The 19755-nt window shown below is 61.6% G+C and carries 22 protein-coding genes and 1 pseudogene; 8 read left to right on the top strand and 15 right to left on the bottom strand.

All coding sequences use genetic code 11. The features are described 5' to 3' along the window. Positions 1 to 56: 56 nt before the first annotated feature. The 5 genes from nth to ACYQ2U_RS04650 all read left to right on the top strand — a co-directional run bounded on the left by nth (position 57) and on the right by ACYQ2U_RS04650 (position 3338). Positions 57 to 695 carry an endonuclease III gene (gene nth, locus ACYQ2U_RS04670; RefSeq protein ID WP_459949160.1) on the top strand — a complete coding sequence of 213 codons (639 nt, stop codon included), beginning with the start codon at positions 57 to 59 and terminating at the stop codon, positions 693 to 695. 6 nt (positions 696 to 701) lie between these two features. Beyond that, on the top strand, positions 702 to 1802 hold the full coding sequence (locus tag ACYQ2U_RS04665) for an FIST C-terminal domain-containing protein (protein ID WP_459949159.1): 1101 nt from the start codon (positions 702 to 704) through the stop codon (positions 1800 to 1802). After that, positions 1795 to 2229: a DUF1841 family protein gene (locus ACYQ2U_RS04660; RefSeq protein WP_459949158.1), complete on the top strand. Its 435-nt coding sequence runs from the start codon at positions 1795 to 1797 to the stop codon at positions 2227 to 2229. The genes ACYQ2U_RS04665 and ACYQ2U_RS04660 overlap by 8 nt, the downstream gene beginning before the upstream one ends. Positions 2230 to 2504: 275 nt before the next feature. Beyond that, entirely contained in the window at positions 2505 to 2936 is a 432-nt protein-coding gene (locus tag ACYQ2U_RS04655; RefSeq protein ID WP_459949157.1) for an Imm50 family immunity protein, read from the top strand. 36 nt (positions 2937 to 2972) lie between these two features. After that, on the top strand, positions 2973 to 3338 hold the full coding sequence (locus ACYQ2U_RS04650) for a 5-carboxymethyl-2-hydroxymuconate Delta-isomerase (RefSeq protein ID WP_459949156.1): 366 nt from the start codon (positions 2973 to 2975) through the stop codon (positions 3336 to 3338). Positions 3339 to 3342: 4 nt separating this feature from the next. On the opposite strand, the gene ACYQ2U_RS04645 is transcribed toward ACYQ2U_RS04650, so the two are convergent. From ACYQ2U_RS04645 to ACYQ2U_RS04625, 5 genes and pseudogenes are all read right to left on the bottom strand, one after another. Then, positions 3343 to 4284 (bottom strand): CysB family HTH-type transcriptional regulator, encoded by a 942-nt coding sequence (locus ACYQ2U_RS04645; protein ID WP_459949155.1) that lies wholly within the window; start codon positions 4282 to 4284, stop codon positions 3343 to 3345. 74 nt (positions 4285 to 4358) lie between these two features. Beyond that, a pseudogene (locus tag ACYQ2U_RS04640) lies at positions 4359 to 5084 on the bottom strand (sulfate/molybdate ABC transporter ATP-binding protein); the annotation flags it as partial. Between the two features lie 4 nt (positions 5085 to 5088). Beyond that, positions 5089 to 5970, bottom strand: a complete 882-nt coding sequence (gene cysW / locus ACYQ2U_RS04635; RefSeq protein WP_459949154.1) for a sulfate ABC transporter permease subunit CysW — start codon at positions 5968 to 5970, stop codon at positions 5089 to 5091. Beyond that, a complete protein-coding gene (gene cysT / locus ACYQ2U_RS04630) occupies positions 5970 to 6803 on the bottom strand; it encodes a sulfate ABC transporter permease subunit CysT (RefSeq protein ID WP_459949153.1) in 834 nt (277 codons plus the stop codon). The genes cysW and cysT overlap by 1 nt, the downstream gene beginning before the upstream one ends. Beyond that, complete coding sequence (locus tag ACYQ2U_RS04625; RefSeq protein ID WP_459949152.1) at positions 6800 to 7846, bottom strand: sulfate ABC transporter substrate-binding protein; 1047 nt, start codon at positions 7844 to 7846, stop codon at positions 6800 to 6802. The genes cysT and ACYQ2U_RS04625 overlap by 4 nt, the downstream gene beginning before the upstream one ends. Positions 7847 to 8133: 287 nt before the next feature. Here ACYQ2U_RS04625 and ACYQ2U_RS04620 point away from each other — a divergent pair, with 287 nt between their 5' ends. Continuing rightward, positions 8134 to 8523 carry a hypothetical protein gene (locus tag ACYQ2U_RS04620; RefSeq protein WP_459949151.1) on the top strand — a complete coding sequence of 130 codons (390 nt, stop codon included), beginning with the start codon at positions 8134 to 8136 and terminating at the stop codon, positions 8521 to 8523. Positions 8524 to 8572: 49 nt separating this feature from the next. Here ACYQ2U_RS04620 and ACYQ2U_RS04615 read toward each other — a convergent pair whose 3' ends face one another. Further along, positions 8573 to 8899: a DUF2325 domain-containing protein gene (locus ACYQ2U_RS04615; RefSeq protein ID WP_459949150.1), complete on the bottom strand. Its 327-nt coding sequence runs from the start codon at positions 8897 to 8899 to the stop codon at positions 8573 to 8575. A gap of 375 nt (positions 8900 to 9274) precedes the next feature. Here ACYQ2U_RS04615 and ACYQ2U_RS04610 point away from each other — a divergent pair, with 375 nt between their 5' ends. After that, entirely contained in the window at positions 9275 to 9661 is a 387-nt protein-coding gene (locus ACYQ2U_RS04610; protein WP_459949149.1) for a helix-turn-helix transcriptional regulator, read from the top strand. A gap of 2 nt (positions 9662 to 9663) precedes the next feature. Next, entirely contained in the window at positions 9664 to 11001 is a 1338-nt protein-coding gene (locus tag ACYQ2U_RS04605) for a type II toxin-antitoxin system HipA family toxin (RefSeq protein WP_459949148.1), read from the top strand. Between the two features lie 101 nt (positions 11002 to 11102). On the opposite strand, the gene ACYQ2U_RS04600 is transcribed toward ACYQ2U_RS04605, so the two are convergent. The 9 genes from ACYQ2U_RS04600 to ACYQ2U_RS04560 form a co-directional block, all read right to left on the bottom strand. Next, positions 11103 to 11870, bottom strand: coding sequence for an outer membrane protein (locus tag ACYQ2U_RS04600; RefSeq protein ID WP_459949147.1), 768 nt, complete (start codon positions 11868 to 11870; stop codon positions 11103 to 11105). Between the two features lie 354 nt (positions 11871 to 12224). Further along, positions 12225 to 13580, bottom strand: a complete 1356-nt coding sequence (chrA, locus tag ACYQ2U_RS04595; RefSeq protein ID WP_459949146.1) for a chromate efflux transporter — start codon at positions 13578 to 13580, stop codon at positions 12225 to 12227. A 186-nt stretch (positions 13581 to 13766) separates the two neighbouring features. Beyond that, positions 13767 to 14222, bottom strand: a complete 456-nt coding sequence (locus ACYQ2U_RS04590; RefSeq protein ID WP_459949145.1) for a rhodanese-like domain-containing protein — start codon at positions 14220 to 14222, stop codon at positions 13767 to 13769. 10 nt (positions 14223 to 14232) lie between these two features. Then, on the bottom strand, positions 14233 to 16236 hold the full coding sequence (locus ACYQ2U_RS04585) for a family 2A encapsulin nanocompartment cargo protein cysteine desulfurase (RefSeq protein ID WP_459949144.1): 2004 nt from the start codon (positions 16234 to 16236) through the stop codon (positions 14233 to 14235). Continuing rightward, on the bottom strand, positions 16211 to 17140 hold the full coding sequence (locus ACYQ2U_RS04580; RefSeq protein WP_459949143.1) for a family 2A encapsulin nanocompartment shell protein: 930 nt from the start codon (positions 17138 to 17140) through the stop codon (positions 16211 to 16213). Before ACYQ2U_RS04580 ends, ACYQ2U_RS04585 begins: the two co-directional genes overlap by 26 nt. Before the next feature lie 40 nt (positions 17141 to 17180). Continuing rightward, positions 17181 to 18134 carry a serine O-acetyltransferase EpsC gene (gene epsC, locus ACYQ2U_RS04575; RefSeq protein WP_459949142.1) on the bottom strand — a complete coding sequence of 318 codons (954 nt, stop codon included), beginning with the start codon at positions 18132 to 18134 and terminating at the stop codon, positions 17181 to 17183. A gap of 187 nt (positions 18135 to 18321) precedes the next feature. Next, positions 18322 to 18465 (bottom strand): hypothetical protein, encoded by a 144-nt coding sequence (locus ACYQ2U_RS04570; RefSeq protein ID WP_459949141.1) that lies wholly within the window; start codon positions 18463 to 18465, stop codon positions 18322 to 18324. A gap of 38 nt (positions 18466 to 18503) precedes the next feature. Continuing rightward, positions 18504 to 19142: a peroxiredoxin gene (locus tag ACYQ2U_RS04565; protein WP_459949140.1), complete on the bottom strand. Its 639-nt coding sequence runs from the start codon at positions 19140 to 19142 to the stop codon at positions 18504 to 18506. A 17-nt stretch (positions 19143 to 19159) separates the two neighbouring features. Further along, positions 19160 to 19753, bottom strand: coding sequence for an RBBP9/YdeN family alpha/beta hydrolase (locus tag ACYQ2U_RS04560; RefSeq protein WP_459949139.1), 594 nt, complete (start codon positions 19751 to 19753; stop codon positions 19160 to 19162). Between the last annotated feature and the right edge of the window lie 2 nt (positions 19754 to 19755).

Here is a 19755-nt window from a genome sequence, read left to right as displayed (position 1 = left end):
CCACGGCGGTGCCTGTTTGTCGGATTTGCCTGGACCATCGGCTAAACTTGGGCCCCATGAGCCCGAAGAAGATCCGCGAGTTCTACAGCCGGCTGGCGTCCGCCAACCCCGAACCGGCCACCGAACTGGACTACAAGACCCCCTATCAACTGCTGGTGGCCGTGGTGCTCTCCGCCCAGGCCACGGACAAGGGCGTCAACCGGGCCACCCGCCCCCTGTTCAAGGACCACCCCACGCCCAAGGCCATCGCCGCCCTCGGCGTGGAAAAGCTGATGGACTACATCCAGACCATCGGCCTGTACCGGACCAAGGCGAAGAACGTCATCGCCCTGACCAACCTCCTGCTGGAACGACACGGCGGTGAAGTCCCCCATGACCGCGCCGCCCTGGAAGCCCTGCCCGGCGTCGGCCGCAAGACCGCCAACGTGGTGCTCAACATCGTTTTCGGCGAACCCACCATCGCTGTGGACACCCATATCTTCCGTATCGGCAACCGCACCGGCCTCGCCCCCGGCAAGGATGTGCGGGAAGTGGAGGACAAGCTGGTCAAGGTCACGCCGAAGGAGTTCGGCCTCCATGCCCACCATTGGCTGATCCTCCATGGCCGCTACGTCTGCAAGGCCCGCACTCCGGAATGTTGGCGCTGCACCGTCGCCGAGCTGTGCGCCTTTCAACCGAAAACCTCCGCTCCCTGACCCCACATGAACACCATTGCCGCCACCGGTTTTGCCGCCGGAGACAAAGCCACACCCGACCTGGCGGCCACCGCCGTCAAGAATGCACTGGCGGAAGCCGGCTGCGACTACGCCCACAGCGTGCTCCTGCTGCTCACCAGCGACTTCGCCCGCCATCGCCAGGACAGCCAACTGGCGATCACCGCCGCCTCCCGCGCGGCCCGTTGCCTCCAGGTCAGCGGTTGCACCACCCCCGGCGTGTTCACCGAAAGGAGTTGGGCACTGCACCAACCCGCCGCCGCCGCCCTGGTGCTGTGCGGCCCGGTCAGCCTGGGGCTGGTCCAGAACGGCGAACCGGTGTTGACCCTGGCGCCGGCAAACCAGGTGAACCCCGACTGGCTGATTCCCTATCCGCCCCGCTACGGCATCATCGCCAGCGGCCTTGACGACCGGGATGGCGGCCGGGTCTGGGGCCACGGCAAGTTGCGCGACGACCGACTGGAGGCCAGCTTCCATTGCGCCAGCGTCCGCACCGCCCTATCCCGCGGCTTGCGCTTTCTTTCGCCCACCCTGTTCGTCACCGAGCAGGACAGCTTCGAGGTGTTCCGCCTGTCGGACAACCCAGCCCTGGACACCCTGCTTCACCAACTGCCGCCAGAAGCGGGCGACCTGGACAACCTGCCGCTGCAACGGCTCTGCGCCCTGGTGCTGGAACCGGGTTTGCCGACGCCGCTGGCCCTGCGCGACGGCCGCTACACCCTGCTGCCCCTGCTGGGCATCAACAGCAGCGAACGGTCGGTCACCCTGGCCGCCCCCCTGCCCCAGGACACCGCGCTGATCTGGGCCTGGCGCGAACCCGCTGCCGCCGAGGCCGACACCAACGAAGCCCTCGACCACCTCACCGCGGGGCAACAGGCGGAACCCGACTTCGCCCTCATATTCGCCTGCATGGGCCGCGGCCCCTACTTCTTCCAAGGCCACGACCGGGACCTGGCCTTGTTGTCGGCACGCTATCCGAGCCTGCCGGTGCTGGGCGCCTACAGCGGCGGCGAGATCGCCAGTCTGGGCGACGGCAACGTGCTGCTCAGCTATTCCACCGTCTTCACCCTGGTGAGCGCCCATGTTTAGCCCCAGCCGGGACCAAGCCCGCAAGTTCCTGATGGAAGCCTGGCGCAAGCGCCTGTCCGCCCTGCCGGCCACGCCCTTGGAAACCATGGCGGCCGACATCATCGGCGACCATCCCGAATACCACGCCCTGCTCGGGGCGGGCGAAGACGCCCTGGCCAAGGAATGGACGCCCGACTCCGGCGAGACCAATCCCTTCCTTCATCTGTCCTTGCACCTGGCCATCGCCGAGCAATTGCAGATCGACCAGCCACCGGGCATCCGCGCCGAATTCGATCAGCTCTGCCAGCAGTTGGGCAATCGCCACGACGCCCTACACCGCATCCTCGACTGCCTGGGTGAAACCATCTGGCAATCCCAGCGCAACAATCGCCCCCCGGACGGCGACGCCTATCTGGCCTGCATCCGCCGCCAGTCCCGTCAGGGCTGACGGAATACCGCACATCCTCAAAAAAAGAAATAGGGCGGATAAACCGCCCTATTCCCCCTCTTTACCCAAGCCCCATCCCCTTGTCAAAACGACACCCCTGTCGTTAAATCAATCGCATTGACAAAAAACGTCATCGATTAAGTAATTTCATCGTGATTCATTTACTCCCGCCTGCCGCTTCATGCCACGTGACTTTCCCAAGGACGGGGCGGCGCGACAATCCCCTCCACGCCGAACCGCCGGGCCATTGACCGTCGGCTGCTTCCAGACTCGCCATGATCCCAACCGCCCCCATCATCGGCTCCACCAAGGTTCTGGAAGCACTGGGCTATTGGCCCTCCTTCCACGACGCGGAAGTCATCGCCTTCTCCGCCGAACGGGCCTTGCCCTTCCGCCACGGCAAGACCCTCGCCCGGCTGACCGTCCATGTCCGCCATTGCGTTCCCGACGATGAAATGGACGCGGTTGCCGTGCCGGACATCCCGCCTGCGGCGGTGATCCGCTTCCTGTTCAATGGTATTTGCGACCTGGACCTGACCCAGTTCAACCACCTCAACGTGATCGACTGCATCGCGGTGTTCGCCAGCGAGGCCGGCGCAGAGGCCGAACTGCAAGTCGCCATCGATCCGATCTGGGGCTTTGGCGGCACCCTGTGCTGCGCCTCGGTGGAGATCGAGGGGATTGAAGTCCTGCCCCCGGCCTGTTAGCTTCGGCATCCCGCTTCGACGCACCGCGCACCCGCCATGCCCCACCTGACCCTGGAATACACCGACAACCTGGGCGACTTCCCCGCCGCCACCATCCTCGCCCGCCTCAATACCGTCCTGGCCGGCTCCGGCCAGTTCGAGGAAGTGGACATCAAGAGCCGGGCCCGGCGCCTGGACTGCTATGCCATCGGCACCGCTTCGACGGGCCGGGCCTTCGTCCATGTCCGCCTCTCCCTGCTCAGCGGCCGCTCGCCCCAGATCAAGCAGGAACTGTCCGCCGCCCTTCTGGCGGCCCTGGCGGAATGCCAGCCGCGCCCGGCCACGCTGCACGTGCAGCTCAGCGTCGAACTCCAGGACATGGCGCGGGAGTGCTACGGCAAGGCCAGCCTCGGTCCCGGCTGAGCCCCTATTCGATTTCGAGATCCTTGCCACCGGTCATGGCGGCCTTGAGCAAGGGTTCCTGCAACTCGGGAGAGCAGTACTCGATGAAGCGATAGGCGTAACCCCGCAGGTAATGTCCCCGGCGCACGGCGATGCGGGTGGTGTTGCGGGGGAAGAGATGGTCGCCGGCCAGCAGCTTGAGACCGGCATCCTTCTGGGGATTGAAGGCCATGGCGGCGATGATGCCGACTCCCAAGCCCAGTTCCACGTAACTCTTGATCACGTCCGCGTCCAGGGCCGCCATCACCACGTCGGGCACCACGCCGGCCTCGGCGAAGGTGCGGTCGATGCTGGCGCGGCCGGTGTAACCCTCGTGGTAGGTGATGATCGGGTATTCCGCGATCTGTTCCAAGGTCAGTTTTTCCACCTTGGCCAGGGGATGGTCGTCCGGCACGATGACGCCGTGGTGCCAGGAGTAGTAGGGAAAGGAAGCCAGGCTGGGCACGCCCTCCAGCGCCTCGGTCGCGATGCCGACGTCGGCGTCACCCCGATTGAGCAGGGTGACGATCTCGCCGGGATTGGCCTGGTGCAACACCAGATGCACCCGGGGGAATTCCTGTTTGAAGCGGGCCACGATCTGGGGCAGCATGTAACGGGCCTGGGTATGGGTGGTGGCGATGTGCAGGCGTCCCTCGTCCTTGTTGGAGAACTGCTCGGCCAGACGCTTGATGTTGCGGGCGTCCATCAACATGCGCTCGACGATTTCCGCCAACTCCTTGCCCGGCTCGGTCAGCCCGGTCAGCCGCTTGCCGCGCCGGACAAACAACTCGATGCCCAATTCGTCCTCCAGGTCCTTGATGTGCTTGGACACACCGGACTGGGAGGTGAACAGAACGTTGGCCGCCTCGGTCAGATTGAAATTCTGCCGGACCGTCTCGCGGATGATGCGCAGTTGCTGGAAGTTCATGGTCAGATGCCCTCGCCCTCATGCAGCACATAGCCGCGATGGCGGATCTTGGCCTGCAACAGCCAGAGCGGGCCATGATCTTTCAGATCCAGGAAGTCGGCGACGAAATCCGTAGTGGGCTGCTCCACCAGTTCCTGGGGCGTGCCCACCTGTTCCACCTTGCCCTTGTTCATGACGACGACGCGGTCCGCCACTTCCAGGGCTTCCTCCTGGTCGTGGGTCACGAACAGGCTGGTGATGTGCAGTTCGTCATGCAGGCGCCGCAACCATTGGCGCAATTCCTTGCGCACCTTGGCGTCGAGGGCGCCGAAGGGCTCGTCCAGCAGCAGCACCCGGGGCTCCACGGCCAGGGCACGGGCCAGGGCGATGCGCTGGCGCTGGCCGCCGGAAAGCTGGGAAGGGAAGCGGTCGCCAAGCCAGGACAGTTGCACCAGTTCCAGCAGGGCGCCGACCCGCTTTTTGATTTCCGTCTCAGGCAAGCGATCCTTGCGCGGCTTGACCCGCAAACCGAAGGCCACGTTGTCGAACACGGTCATGTGGCGGAACAGGGCGTAATGCTGGAAGACGAAACCCACCTGACGCTCGCGCACGTGGGTATCGGAAGCGTCCTCCCCTTCCAGCAGCACCTGGCCGCTGTCGGCCACTTCCAAACCGGCGATGACCCGCAGCAGGGTGGTCTTGCCGCAACCGGAAGGCCCCAGCAGCGCGGTCAGTTCTCCCGTGGGAAATTCGAGGGACACGTCGTCCAGGGCGACAAAATCCTTGAAACGCTTGTTGATGTTTTTGACTTCAATGCTCATTTCATCAGTCCTTAATGCTTTGGGCGGCACGCCATTCGACGTAGGTCTTGACGGCCAGGGTGACCAGGGCCAGCAGGGCCAGCAGGGAAGCCACGGCGAAGGCGGCGGCAAACTGGTACTCGTTGTAGAGGATTTCCACGTGCAGGGGCATGGTGTTGGTCTCGCCGCGGATGTGGCCGGACACCACCGACACCGCGCCGAACTCGCCCATGGCCCGGGCGTTACACAAAATCACGCCGTAGAGCAGACCCCACTTGATGTTGGGCAGGGTCACGTGCCAGAAGGTCTGGAACCCGGACGCCCCCAGCACCACGGCCGCTTCCTCTTCCTCGCGGCCCTGGGACTCCATCAGGGGAATCAGCTCCCGGGCGACGAAGGGAAAGGTGACGAAGACGGTGGCCAGCACGATGCCGGGCACGGCAAACAGGATCTTGATGTTGTGGTCCGACAGCCAAGGACCGAACCAGCCCTGGGTACCGAAGATCAGCACGTACACCAGACCCGCGATCACCGGCGACACCGAGAAGGGCAAGTCGATCAGGGTGATCAGGAACTGCTTGCCGCGAAACTGGAACTTGGCGATCAGCCAGGCGGCGGAAACACCGAACACCAAGTTGAGCGGCACGGCGATGGCCGCCGCCGTCAAGGTGAGGCGGATGCTGGCCAGGGCGTCGGGCTCCGTCAGGGCGGCGAAGTAGGCTTCGCTACCCTTGCGCAGGGCCTCGGTGAACACCGCCGCCAGGGGCAGCAACAGGAAGAAGGCAAAAAACGCCAGGGAAAGGCCGACGATGGTCCACTTGACCCAAACCGGTTCCCGGGTGGCCGCGGAAGATTCATAACGGCGGGCGTTGTCGCCCCCCCAGGCATGTGCAACGGCGCCGGCCATCAGCGGTCCCTCCCAGTTCGTTTCGAGGTCCATCCTTGCAGCAGGTTGATCACCAGCAGCAGGATGAAAGACACCACCAGCATCACCACGGCGATGGCGGTTGCGCCGACGTAGTCATACTGTTCCAGCTTGGTGATGATCATCAGCGGCGTAATCTCGGACACCAGGGGGATGTTGCCGGCAATGAAGATCACCGAGCCGTACTCCCCCACCGCCCGGGCAAAGGCCAGGGCGAAGCCCGTCAACAGGGCCGGCAACAGGGTGGGAAACACCACCTGGCGGAAGGTCTGCCAGCGGTTGGCGCCAAGGCTGGCCGCCGCTTCCTCAAGCTCCGTTTCCAGGTCTTGCAGAATCGGCTGCACGGTCCGCACCACGAAGGGCAGGCCGATGAACACCAGCGCCAACAGGACGCCAAAAGGGGCAAAGGCGATCTTGATGCCGTGGGGCTCGACGATGCTGCCGACCCAGCCGTTCTTGGAATAGATGGCGGTCAGGGCGATGCCGGCCACGGCGGTGGGCAGGGCGAAGGGCAGGTCCACCAGGGAATCCACCAGCTTCTTGCCAGGAAAGTTGTAACGCACCAGGGACCAGGCCAGCAGCAAGCCGAACACGGCATTGATGCCGGCGGCCAGCAGGGAGGCACCGAAGCTGAGCTTGTAGGAGGCCAGCACCCGGGGCGTGGTGGTCACCGCGAAGAACTGCTCCCAGGTCAGGGACGAGGCCTTGAGGAAGGTCGCGCCGAGGGGGATCAGTACCAGCAGGGAAAGATAGATCAGGGTGTAGCCGAGGGAAAGATTGAACCCCGGCAGCACCCGACGGGCGGATTTGCTCATCGACGCCCCTTCACATTGGCGATGATGATCTGGTCGTACACACCGCTGTCGCTGAAGTGGGTCTTCTGCGCCTTGTCCAGGCTGCCGAAAACTGCATCCACGGTAAACAACCTGAGAGGCTTGAACTCTTTCGCGTATTTCTTCAGCACAGCTTCGTTACGGGGACGGAAGTAATGCTTGGCAATGATGTCCTGGCCTTCCGGGCTATAGAGGAATTCCAGATAGGCCTGGGCCTGCTTGCGGGTGCCCTTCTTGTCCACCACCTTCTCGACGATGGCCACGGGTGCCTCGGCCTCGATGCTGACGGAGGGATAGACGATGTCGAACTTGTCGCCGCCCACTTCCTTGTCGATCAGCACCGCCTCGTTCTCGAAGGTCACCAGCACGTCGCCGATGCCCCGTTGGGTGAAGGTGGTGGTGGCGCCACGACCGCCGCCATCCAGCACTGGCACGTTGGCGAACAAGCGGGTGACGAAATCCTGTGCGCTGGCGTCGTTGCCGCCCTTCAGCTGCTTGGCGTAGCCCCAGGCGGCCAGATAGGTGTAGCGACCGTTACCGGAGGTCTTGGGGTTGGGCACGATGACAGAAGTACCGGGCTTGACCAGGTCGTCCCAGTCCTTGATGTTCTTCGGATTGCCCTTGCGCACCAGGAACACCGAAGTGGAGGTGTAGGGCGCCGCGCCGTTGGGGAAGCGCTTGCGCCAATCCTTGGCCACCAGGCCGCCCCGCTCCACCAACACATCAATATCGGTGGATTGGTTCATGGTCACCACGTCCGCTTCCAGGCCGGCGGCCACGGAATTGATCTGGGAACTGGAACCGCCGTGGGATTGGTTGATGCTGACCTTCTCGCCGGTCTTGGCCTGCCAGGCCTTGATGAAGGCCGGATTGATTTCCTTGTACAGCTCCCGGGTCACGTCGTAGGAGACGTTGAGCAAAGCGGCATCGGCCCAAGCCAACGGGGTCGCGCCCCATGCCAGGGACAGGCCCAGCAGTAGCGCCGGACCCCGCAAGAAGCGGGAAATTCGCTGGGGTGAAGACATTTTTAACTCCGTTTTGTTATAGCCAGGACGGAGCTTATGAGCTTCAGTTCATAACCAAAAATAATTTATTGCGATTTTCTTATTCGATTTGTTGCAAAACCCTTGGCGCACAAGCCGTAGCGAATGAAACACCGATCGTCAAAAAACATCGGCGTTAAGGCTCATTCCGCCACCACGCAAAGGCAGCAATGCCGATTCTCTGATTAGCTTATGAGAAGCAATTCGTTAACCGGCAGGAACGGGGCTGCTAGATTAAACCATCCCACCACCGACGATACGACGCTGCCATGGCCGCAGAAAAAAGCCCCTGTCCCGCCGATCGCGCACCCAAGACAAGCGGCCGCCACCCAGGACGTCATGAGGGATTGTCCACCTTGCAGATCAATGCCCTCGCCCAATTCCTGGAAACCCGCAATTTCACCGCCCACGACATCGCCCGCTACTCCTACGAAACCATTGCCCGCCTGCCCAAGATCGGCAGCAAGGGCATCGTCAGGATCGAGGCCTGGCTAGCGGGCTACAACCTGAGCCTGGTTCGTTTTGAGCAACGGGGAAACAACAGGGAGTCAATGCCCGCACAAGGCTCACGCCTTGCAAAAGCGGCGAAGCTGCTAAGGGAAAACGGTTACGGTGTGTTTCCGCCAAGTGACGACCCGGACATGCCCCATTCCTACTGAGGCACGCACTCATTCGGGAAACCATGTCGACGACACCGGCACCAGGGATCTAGCTCTCCTTGGCAAGCCCTGCCAAACAAGCATGAATCTCCAGAACGGAATGACGACAAAACACCATGGGGATCGCCATGCTTTCCGCTTGCTTGCGGACATTCCTCATCAGCATGTGATTGGTCCGGTCGCAAACGAAGATCACCAGACGCGTGCAGTGTGGAATCGTGCGCCGACAATCGGAAACCTTCCGGCCCGGCCAATGGGCCACGCTTTCAATACCCAACCGAGATCCGGATCGCAGTATTTCGGCGCGCAGTGTATCGACCCGATCAGCACCGACGATCAACGCTTGCATGGCATTCCCTTGGACCAGCCACATCATGTGGCGACCGATACAGTGTGCCTCGCCGGTCCGTGAGCCGGAACCAATAAATCCTGATTTGCATATGCCAGATTGTCGTCAGTGCGTTTCACCAGCGACCACAACGGCCCTGGAAAACCTGGTGACGGAACAAAATTCCCTCAACGCCAAGCGTCAGGTCCTGCGCTGGAAAGACAGCAGTGGGGCAATGCGGTGCTGTTGATCAAGGCGCAGGGGGGAGGCTGGTAGCAACACCGGGCAAGCAGATACAGACTGCGGGTTGTTAATTCAATTTACAGATCCTAATTTGTAAAGCTACAATACAAACAATAGGCTGTTATTGTAATTTACAGCCCAAGGCCTGTATTTCAGCCGAACACAGCAACGGAGGTGGAGATGATTTACCCCATCAAGACACTCAGCCAACTCCCCTTAGTGCTCAAGGGTTTTCGCAAGAGCAAAGGGTTGACCCAGGCCGCCATGGCTGAGAAGTTGGGCATCACCCAGCAAAGCTATGCCTATTTTGAGGCCAACCCGTCAACAGCGACCCTTGAGCGGCTGTTCATGGTACTGCGTCTGCTGGACATCGAAATTTCCCTGGATCAACCAGCGGCAACCCGCGATGCAATCGCCGCCACCAACACCACGACAATCACCAAAGCGAGACCGACCAAGTCATCCGGCGCCAATGCAAGGAAAAAGACAAACTCACCCGTCATCACCGGGGCAAGTCCCAAGGCAAAGCGGATAGCGGCCCCATCATGCAAGAAGGAAACTTGGTAATCATGGCCCGCCATGCGAAGACAAAAAGACTGAACGTCTGGATGAATGGCATCCCGGTAGGCTACTGGGAAACAACGCGATACGGCGAACGCTTCGGCTACTTCGACGAATGGCTGACGGATGAACAGGCCCGCCCCTTGTCCCTGTCCCTACCGTTCCTGCCCGACAATGCGCCCTATCAGGGCCAGCTTGTCAGCGATTACTTCGACAACCTGATCCCCGATAACGACGCCATTCGCCGGCGGCTGGCGCAACGCCATCACACCGGCGGGACAGATGCCTTTCAGCTACTGGCAAAGCTTGGCCGTGACTGCGTTGGCGCCATCCAACTTCTCCCCGAGGACGAGGCGCCAACAGACTTGTATGCCATCAACGGTGATGTGTTGAATGCTGCCGGGATCGCCCAACAGTTGCGCAACACCACTTCGGCACAACCGTTGGGACCACACGAGCAAGACAACGATCTACGACTGTCCATCGCCGGTGCCCAGGAAAAGACCGCTCTACTGCGTCACAAAGGGAAATGGCTGTTGCCCAAAGGCAGCACCCCGACCACACACATTTTCAAACTGCCCTTGGGCTTGGTCGGCCATATGCAGGCGGACATGCGCACGTCCGTCGAAAACGAATGGCTGTGCTCGAAGATCATGGCCGCCTACGGCATCCCCATCGCCCACTGCGAGATCGCGCAATTCGAGGATCAGAAAACCCTCATCATCGAACGCTTCGACCGCAGTCCGGCAAGCGATGGAAGCTGGATCCTCCGCCTGCCCCAAGAGGATATGTGCCAAGCCAGCGGCACCTCGCCCCTACACAAATATCAGGTGGATGGCGGCCCCGGCATCGCACGCATCATGGACATCCTGCTTGGTTCGGACAATGCCGAGCAGGACCGCATAAATTTCTTCAAAACCCAGATCATCTTCTGGGTGCTCGCCGCCACCGACGGTCACGGCAAGAACTTCAGCATCGCCCACCTTCCCGGTGGCCACTACCGTGCCACACCGATCTATGACGTGCTTTCAGCCCACCCTGTCATCGGCAAAGGCTCGAATCAGATTTCCCCGAAGAAGGCCAAACTGGCAATGGCGGTCAGGGGTAGCGCCAACTACTACCTGATCGACAAAATTCAACGCCGTCACTGGATCTCCCAGGCCCAGCAAGTTGGACTCGGCGCAACAGCGGCAGAGCAGTTGATCGAAGAAGTCATTGATACAACCACAACGGTGATGACCGACGTAGGCAAGATGTTGCCGAAAGATTTCCCTATGGATATGGCTGAGGCCATATTTAATGGAATGAAACAACAGACGGCCAAGCTAGGTGCCATCGCACAATAGTCGATGCTGTAAGTCCTGCGCTACAAAGCAGCTTTGCTCACTTGTCCCCCGCCGTCGCCAGCAGCGAGACTCGCGGTTTGTCCCGAGGGCTATTTTCTCAACTAAAAGGCGTAGCTAACACCGATGGACAGATTCGAGAAATGGACTGCATTGGATTGCTTAAGTGAAGCATCGGAAGCGCCGGTATCAGAGCGACCGTAATAGGTCGTCTTTACATTGCCAAAGTCAACATACTCATAGTTGCCTCGGAACGACCATTTATCATCCCACTTATATTCAACGCCAACACCCAAGACATAACCAGATTTTGTTTTGCTGTCTGAAGTCACCGTATTGGCAGCAAACCATTCAGCCCCGGTGTTACGAAGTGTTCTTTTTATTTGGCCCAATGCGGCACCACCCGACACATAAACCAGGACGGCGTTATCCAGAATACGTCCGAATCTCAGAGAAAGTGTTTCGTAAGTGTTGATCTTGGTTTGCGCCTTTAATAAATGAGCTGAGATGTCGACAAAAGGTGTCGGGGATGTGTGATCCAACTGGTAAGTATTGGGCTGTTCGTTTTTGGATTTCGCGTTTTGCCAGGTACCGCCAAACTCAATACCCACCAAATTGGCATCCAGCTGTTTGTTGTAACCCAGCTTCAGACTACCTCCCCAGCCACCAATGGATGCCCCAATCCCCCGGGATATAGCTGCTGAATAGGAAGATCCGTTTGTCATCTGAACAAAGCCATCCCCCTCGTTCACATGACCAGAAACACGCCCCGCCAATACTGCCCCATAAAACCCGGTCCAATCGGCATGACCTTCTGCAAAAAGAGGCGAAGCGTAGACGAGCAGTGCAGCCAATATCATTTTTTTCATCATGATTTTCTGTTCGCGATGGGGTCGGCGGTTCGGCAATATATCCCAAGGGGGATACTTCTATCCATCGTGGCAGACTGGTCCAAAAGGACCAGTTCATCTCTTTCCACAGGCCGCGCATACGCTGTTGCGCCATCAACATCCCGCACGCCTGCTGCTGCACCAGCAACAATCACTCCCCACCTGCTGGCACTGCCTGCTCCCATCGGCTGCTCTGCCCATGTTCACATCGGCATTTCCGGTACTTTCGGCGGGGACATGGATGCCACCTGCACCCAGGCCGGTATCAACAAGATCGCCAAGGGCCTGGAACCACCCTCGCCTTGTTGCTGTTGATTCCCCGCTGGAGCTACACCCCTAGCGCAGGAGACTGATCAAAACGCCGGCCGTGGCGCCGGCGAGGATCACCTCGATCACGCTGCGCTTGAAGCGGAACAGGGCCAGGGCGGCCCCGGCGGCCAACAAGAGGGCAAGGAGATCCGGCATGGCCGACCAGCCCTGGGGCCAGAGCACGTGATAGGCGAAGAACAAACCCAGGTTGAGGATCACGCCCACCACGGCCGCGGTAATGGCCGTCAATGGCGCGGTGAACTTCAGATCGTTGTGGGTGCGTTCCACCAAGGGGCCACCGGCGAAAATGAACACAAAGGAGGGCAGGAAGGTGAACCAGGTCACCAGCAAGGCCGCCGTCGTCCCCGCCAGGAAAAGATGCTCCGGCCCGAACAGGGCACGGACCTCGCCATTGAGGTAGCCGGCCACGAAACCGACGAAAGTCAGCACCATGACCAGCGGCCCCGGCGTGGTTTCCCCCAGGGCCAGGCCATCGATCATCTGGGTCGGGGTCAGCCAGCCGTAATGCACCACCGCCCCTTGATAGACATAGGGCAGCACGGCGTAGGCGCCGCCCAGGGTGAGCAAGGCCGCCTTGGTGAAGAACCAGCCCATCTGGGTCAGCGGATGCAGCCAGCCCAGCCAGGCCGCCATCGCCCCCATCGGCAAGCCCCAGCACAACAAGCCCAGGGTCGTCACCAGCAGCAGCCGCGACCAGCGGAAACGAGCATGGGGCGGCGTGGGCGTGGCATCGTCGATCAAGGCCGGCCCCCAGGACCGATCGGCCGCGCCGTGGCCGTCACCGACGCGGAACTTTTCCGGGGCGAAGCGCCCGCCCAGCGCCCCCAGCAAGGCCGCCGCCAGGACGATGGCGGGGAACGGCACATTGAAGGCGAAGATCGCGACGAAGGAGCCCGCCGCCAGCGCCCAGAGCGTGCCGTTCTTCAAGGTCCGGCCGCCAATGCGGTGCAGGGCCTGGAAGACAATGGCCGTCACGGCGGGCTTGATGCCGTAAAGCAGACCGGCCACCAGCGCCAGGTGGCCGAAGGCGACATAGGCCCAGGACAACAGGATGAGCAGCACCAGGGACGGCAGCACGAACAAGCCGCCGGCGACGATGCCGCCCCAGCTTCGATGCATCAGCCAACCGATGTAAGTAGCCAGTTGCTGGGCCTCGGGGCCTGGCAACACCATGCAGTAGTTGAGGGCATGGAGAAAGCGACGCTCGCTGATCCAACGGCGGCGTTCCACCAGTTCCCGATGCATGATCGCGATCTGTCCTGCCGGGCCGCCAAAGCTGATGAAGCCCAGCTTGAGCCAGAATAGGAAGGCGCTGAAAAAGGGAATAGGCAGGGGGGCCGGGGATGTTTTTGATTCGGTCATGGCAAGGACTCCTTCTCGGCGAATGATCCGATGGAGCAGGCCTTGGATGCGGAGGCATCTTGAAGAACGGGGAGGCTGCGGAATCCCCATGGATGACTGATGCGCCGGGTTTATAGCATGTTCCCCGACGGGGAAAGACGATGCCCAACGGCCAAGGCCGCCGGGCATGAGACATTGGCTACGGAATCAGCCCTGGGTCCAGGGCAGGCCCGAGTTTTTCCAGCCGTTCTTGAGACGGTGCTTGTTTTCGTCCAGGTCGCCCTCGAAGCCTTCGAGGACATTGAACACACTGTTGAATCCCTCCGCCAGCAGGGCCTTGGCCGCCGCGTCGGAACGCACGCCGGAACGACAGAGGAACAGCACGTTGTCGTCCAGGCGCAATTGCCGCTGAAGATCGTCGATGAAGGAGCCATTGGGCTTCCAATCGGGGAAGAACTTGAACTCCACCTCGATGGCGCCGGGAATACGGCCGATCAATTGCCATTCGGCCTTGGAGCGCACGTCCACCAACCGGGTGTTGGGCAGGTGCTGGACCAGCTCCCAGGCTTCCTGGGGCGTTACCGCGCCCCGATAGGGCAGGCCCGCTTCCCGTGCCCGCTGCTCGGCCTTTTGCAGGATGGCGTCTACTGCTTGATTGCTCATCGAATCTCTCCTAGTTGGTCACGCCCAGGGACTGGACGGTGGACTTGCTGCCGCGGATGCGGTGGATGGCCGCGGCCAGGGCATCCAGTTCGGCGCAGGTATTGTAAAAGGCCAGGGACGGTCTGACCGTGGCTTCGACACCAAAACGCCGCAGGATGGGCTGGGCGCAGTGGTGGCCGGAACGCACGGCAATGCCTTCGCGGTTGAGGGCTGCCCCGATCTCTTCGGTCTTGTGACCGTCGAGTACGAAGGACAGCACCCCGGCCTTTTCATGGGCGGTGCCGATCAGACGCAGACCGTCGATGCCCTTGAGCAGCCAGGTGCCGTATTCCAGCAGGCTGTGTTCGTAAGCGGCGATCTTTTCCATGCCGATGGCGGTAACGTAATCGATGGCGGCCCCCAGGCCCACGGCGTCGGCAATGTTGCCGGTCCCGGCCTCGAACCGACCCGGCGCCTTGTGGTAGCGGGTCTGTTCAAAGGTCACGTCTTCGATCATGTTGCCGCCCCCCTGCCAGGGATCGGTGGCGTTGAGCAGATTTTCCTTGCCGTAGAGCACGCCGATACCGGTGGGGCCGAACACCTTGTGACCGGAGAATACGTACCAGTCGGCATCGAGACCGATCACATCGACGGGCATGTGGGAAACCGCCTGGGCGCCATCCACCAGCACCTTGGCCCCTGCCGCATGGGCCAGGGCCACCATCTGCTGGGCCGGGGTCACGGTGCCCAGGGCATTGGAGACCTGGGTGAAGGACACCAGCTTGGTACGGGGACCCAGCAGCTTGGCGTATTCGTCAAGACGGATCTGCCCGGTGTCATCCACCGGAATCACCTTGATCTTGGCGCCGGTTCTGGCGGCCAGTTGCTGCCAGGGCACGATGTTGGCGTGGTGTTCCAGATTGCTCACCACGATTTCGTTGTCCGCACCAATGTATTGCTGGCCCCAGCTCTTGGCCACCAGATTAATGGCTTCGGTCGCCCCGCGCACGAAGACGATTTCATTCACCGAACGGGCCTTGAGGAAGCCCCGCACCTTCTCCCGCGCTGCTTCATAGGCGTCGGTGGAACGCGCGGCCAGCTCGTGAGCGGCGCGGTGAATGTTGGAGTTTTCGTGCTCGTAGAAATAGCTCAGGCGCTCGATCACCTGACGCGGCTTCTGGGTAGTGGCGGCGTTGTCCAGCCAGATCAGGGGACGACCATTGACCCGTTCGTTGAGAATGGGAAAGTCGCGTCGGATCAGGTGGGCATCCAAAGGCGCCACGCCGCCCACGTTCAAGCCAGCCGGACTGACCTTGGGCACCTTCTCGGCCTCGAAGCCGGGCACGCGAATGCCCGCGCCCTGGTAGCCCTGGGGCTTATTGAAGTCGAGGAAGTAGAAGGGCGAGGCGTTGGCAGACTGTGCTGGCAACTGAGCGGGCGACTGAGCGCCACCCACTGGGGCCGGTTGCAGCAGGGCTTTAATGTCCGCCGCCCCCGGGGCACCGGGAATGGTGGGCGAGAAAGGCGCTGCCACATTGGGGAAACCCGGCAGTCCCAGAAAGCCTTCGGGGTTGCGCTGGGGCGCCCCCGTCACCTGACTTGGACTGGCGGCGGACACCAGGGACGGTGCGCCACGGGTTAGCTCGGTGGGAGATGGAATGCTGGGCGAAAAGGGATCGAAGCCCGGCGTCGGCACACCGCTGCCTCCAGGAAAACCCGGCAAACCCGCCTGAACACTGGCCGGAGCGCTCACTGGACTGGGCGCAGCGGAAGGCGTGGGCACACCCTGCCCGGCCGCAGCCAGCGTGCCTTCACCGGGAAAACCGCCGGGAAGCGGCGCAGGAGAAGCGGCCTGGAGGCTGGACTGGGGCGCACCTACATCGGCTCCACCCGCACCTCCACCACTGGGGGTACCCGGCACGGCGCGGAAGAACTGATTCGCCAACTGGGCCAGCACCGCAGGGTCGGGGAAGCCAGCAGGCGTTCCCGTGCCACCGGCACCCGACAGATCAGCGGTATTCAGGCTTGTAGTCATGGTACTTGGTGATATCCACGTTTTCGAGAATAGCGATGGCGTCGTCGGTCAGCACAGCCACGGAGCAGTACAGGGACACCAGATAGGAAGCGATGGCGCGGTGGTCGATGCCCATGAAACGCACGGACAGGCCGGGGCTCTGTTCGCCGGGCAGATTGGGCTGATACAGACCCACCACGCCCTGACGGCTTTCACCGGTGCGGATCAGGATGATGGAGGACTTGCCGTTTTCCACCGGCACCTTGTTGGAAGGAATCAGGGGCACGCCGCGCCAGGTGATGAACTGGGAACCGAACAGATTGACGGTGGGGGGCGGCACGCCACGACGGGTACACTCGCGGCCAAAGGCGGCGATGGTCTTGGGGTGGGCCAGGAAGAAACCGGGCTCTTTCCACACCAGGCTCAGCAGCTCATCCAGATCGTCCGGGGTGGGTGTGCCGGTGATCGGCTTGAGGCGGTTCTTGGCGACGATGTTGTTGAGCAGGCCGTATTCCTTGTTGTTGATCAACTCGGATTCCTGGCGCTCCTTGATGGTCTCGATGGTCAGACGCAGCTGTTCGCTGATCTGGTTGTAGGGGCTGCTATACAGGTCGGACACCCGGGTATGCACGTCGAGTACCGTGTTCACGGCGGTAAGCAGGTATTCGCGGGGCGTTTCCACGTAATCAACAAAGGTCTGGGGCAGTTCGCGCTCGTCGCGACCGGAACATTCCACCGTCACGTTGTCGGCATCCTTCACCTTGTTCAGACGGTAGATACCAGCCTCCACGGGCACCCAGTGCAGCAGGTGGGTGAGCCAGCGCGGGGTGATGGTGGATAGCTGGGGAACGGTCTTGGTGGCGTTCGCCAACTGCCGGGCGGCGACATCGCCCAAGGCGGTTGGATGTTGATACTGGTCGGTCATGGAAAGCTCCTAGTGGTGGGTTTTATGAGGAAATGAAAAATCAGTCGTCCCGATGGTCGTCCTGATCACCGTTGTGTCGATTGCTGGCCTGGAGCACGTTGCTAGCCGGCGGCACGCTATGGGTCAGCCAGACGTTGCCGCCGATGGAGGAGCCCTTGCCGATGGTGATGCGGCCCAACACCGTGGCGCCGGCATAGATCACCACGTCGTCCTCGATGATGGGATGGCGGGCCTCGCCCTTGACCAGGGCGCCGGTTTCATCGGCATGGAAGCGCTTGGCGCCCAGGGTGACGGCCTGGTAAAGACGCACGTTGCGACCAATCACGGCGGTCTGGCCGATGACGACGCCGGTACCGTGGTCGATGAAAAAACTGCCGCCGATGCTGGCGCCGGGGTGAATGTCGATACCGGTCTTGGAATGGGCGATCTCGGAAATCAGCCGGGCCAGGAAGGGAACGCCCAGCACATAGAGGGCGTGGGCGAAACGGTAATAAATGATGGCGGTCATGCCGGGATAGCAGACCAGGATTTCCGACAGGCTGGTGGCGGAAGGATCACCGGCATAGGCAGCTTGCAGATCGCTGAACAGCAGGCCGCGAATAACGGGCAACTGGTGAGCGAAATCCCGGGTGATCTGCTGGGCCTGGGCATAGCTGTCGCGGTTTTCCAGTTCCTCCGGCGTCGCGGCGAACAACAGGCCACGCCGCACCTGCTCGGCCAGGCTTACCAGGGTGGTGTTGAGCACGTTGCCGACGTAATAGTCGATACTTTCGTCGGTCAGGCTGGGACGACCATAGTGGGTAGGAAACAGCGCCGCGGAAAGACCGTCGAGAATCTTGACCAAGGCGCTACGGGAGGGCAGATCGCGCACCCGACCCAGATGGCGCACCTTGTGGCTGGCTTCACGGGATTCGCGCAGGGCCTGCACAATTGCCGCCAAGTCCCAGTGAGGGGGCTTGCTGTGGACGGCAGGGGGAACGGCAAGATCGGTCATTCGACTTTCCTTATGGAGAGGGCGCTCACATCGCCCTCTCGGCTTCGATGTAAGGCGCATAAGTTATTCAAAGAAACTCGCAGGAACAAACAAGAAAATCTGCTAAACAAATCGTGTTTACTGAGAGAACTTCAAAAAGCGAGATGAATGGCTGTTTATGCCTGGAAAATCCTGTCCAGGCAGGGACTCAGACGTCGATGCGACGGGGAATGAACTCGCTGCCCACCGGCTCCTGGCAATGGTTGCAGCGGCCGGTGCGGGACCAATTGCGGGACGACATGACCCGGCCGCAGCAGGCACAACGCAGGGTGAATCGGGCGCGAAAGCTCATGGCAGTGATGGCGGGCGGTTGCCGCCCGCCGGACGAAATCAGCGGTTGGGTTGCGGGGTGATGCGCAGATAGGGCTTGACCACCTTGTAGCCCTTGGGGAATTTCTGCTTGATGACCTCGGGATCTTGCAGAGAGGGCACGATCACCACGTCGTCGCCATCCTTCCAGTTCACCGGCGTGGCCACGCTGTGGTACTCGGTCAACTGTAGGGAATCGATGACCCGCAGGATCTCGTCGAAATTACGGCCGGTGCTGGCGGGATAGGTGATGATCAGGCGGATCTTCTTCTGCGGGTCGATGACGAACACGGAGCGCACCGTGGCGGTGGTGCTGGCATTGGGATGAATGAGATCGTAGAGGGTGGACACCTTCTTGTCGGCATCGGCCAGGATGGGAAAGTTCACCGTGGTGTTCTGCGTCTCGTTGATGTCCTTGATCCAGCCGTGGTGGGACTCCACCGGGTCCACGGAGAGGGCAATGACTTTGACGTTGCGCTTGGCGAACTCGTCCTTGAGCTTGGCCGTGGCGCCCAGCTCAGTGGTGCACACCGGGGTGTAGTCGGCGGGATGGGAAAACAGCACGCCCCAGCTATCGCCGAGATAGGCGTGGAACTTGATGGGGCCGGCGCTGGAATCCTGTTCGAAATCGGGGGCGGTGTCGCCGAGTCTGAGGGTCATGATGTTCTCCTTGGGGGTTAGAGGAATTGGTATGGGGACGGCGCCTGAGGCAGGGAGGCCCCATCCCGGATCGGGATTTCCCCGGAAAAGATGCCTTCGTGGCTGCGGACGAACCGCAGGAACAGATTGCGCCCCTCGATCCAGGGCCCGAAACCGGAGGCAGGATTGATGTGACCGACCTCGCCCAGGTTCACCAAATGGCTACCCCAGCGGGCGGCCAAATAGCCGGCGTTCATCAACTTCAACCAGGGATCATTACTGCTGGCCACCAGCAGACTGGGAAAAGGCAGGGCCTCGTCCGGCACTTGGGCGGACAAGCCGAATTTCTCGGGATCGGCGGGGGCGACCCAAAAGGCGCCCGCCACCTTGTGGGGCAGACGGGCCGCAGCGTGGGCCGAGGCCAACACACCGAAACTGTGGGCCACGATCCAAACCGGGCGGGATTGCTGCTCCAGGGTGTGGGACACCTGCTGGGACCAACGCGACAGTTCCGGTTGGTCCCACGCTTCCTGCTCCACCCGCACCGCCTCCGGCTCCAGGGCCTGCCACCAGCTTTGCCAGTGGTCGGGCCCGCTACCGCCGAGGCCGGGGACGATGAGGGTGGGGATCATGA

The sequence above is a fragment of the Denitratisoma sp. agr-D3 genome (assembly GCF_054658675.1).
Note: the sequence above shows the minus strand (reverse complement) of the source record. Positions and strands in the feature narration are given on the sequence as shown.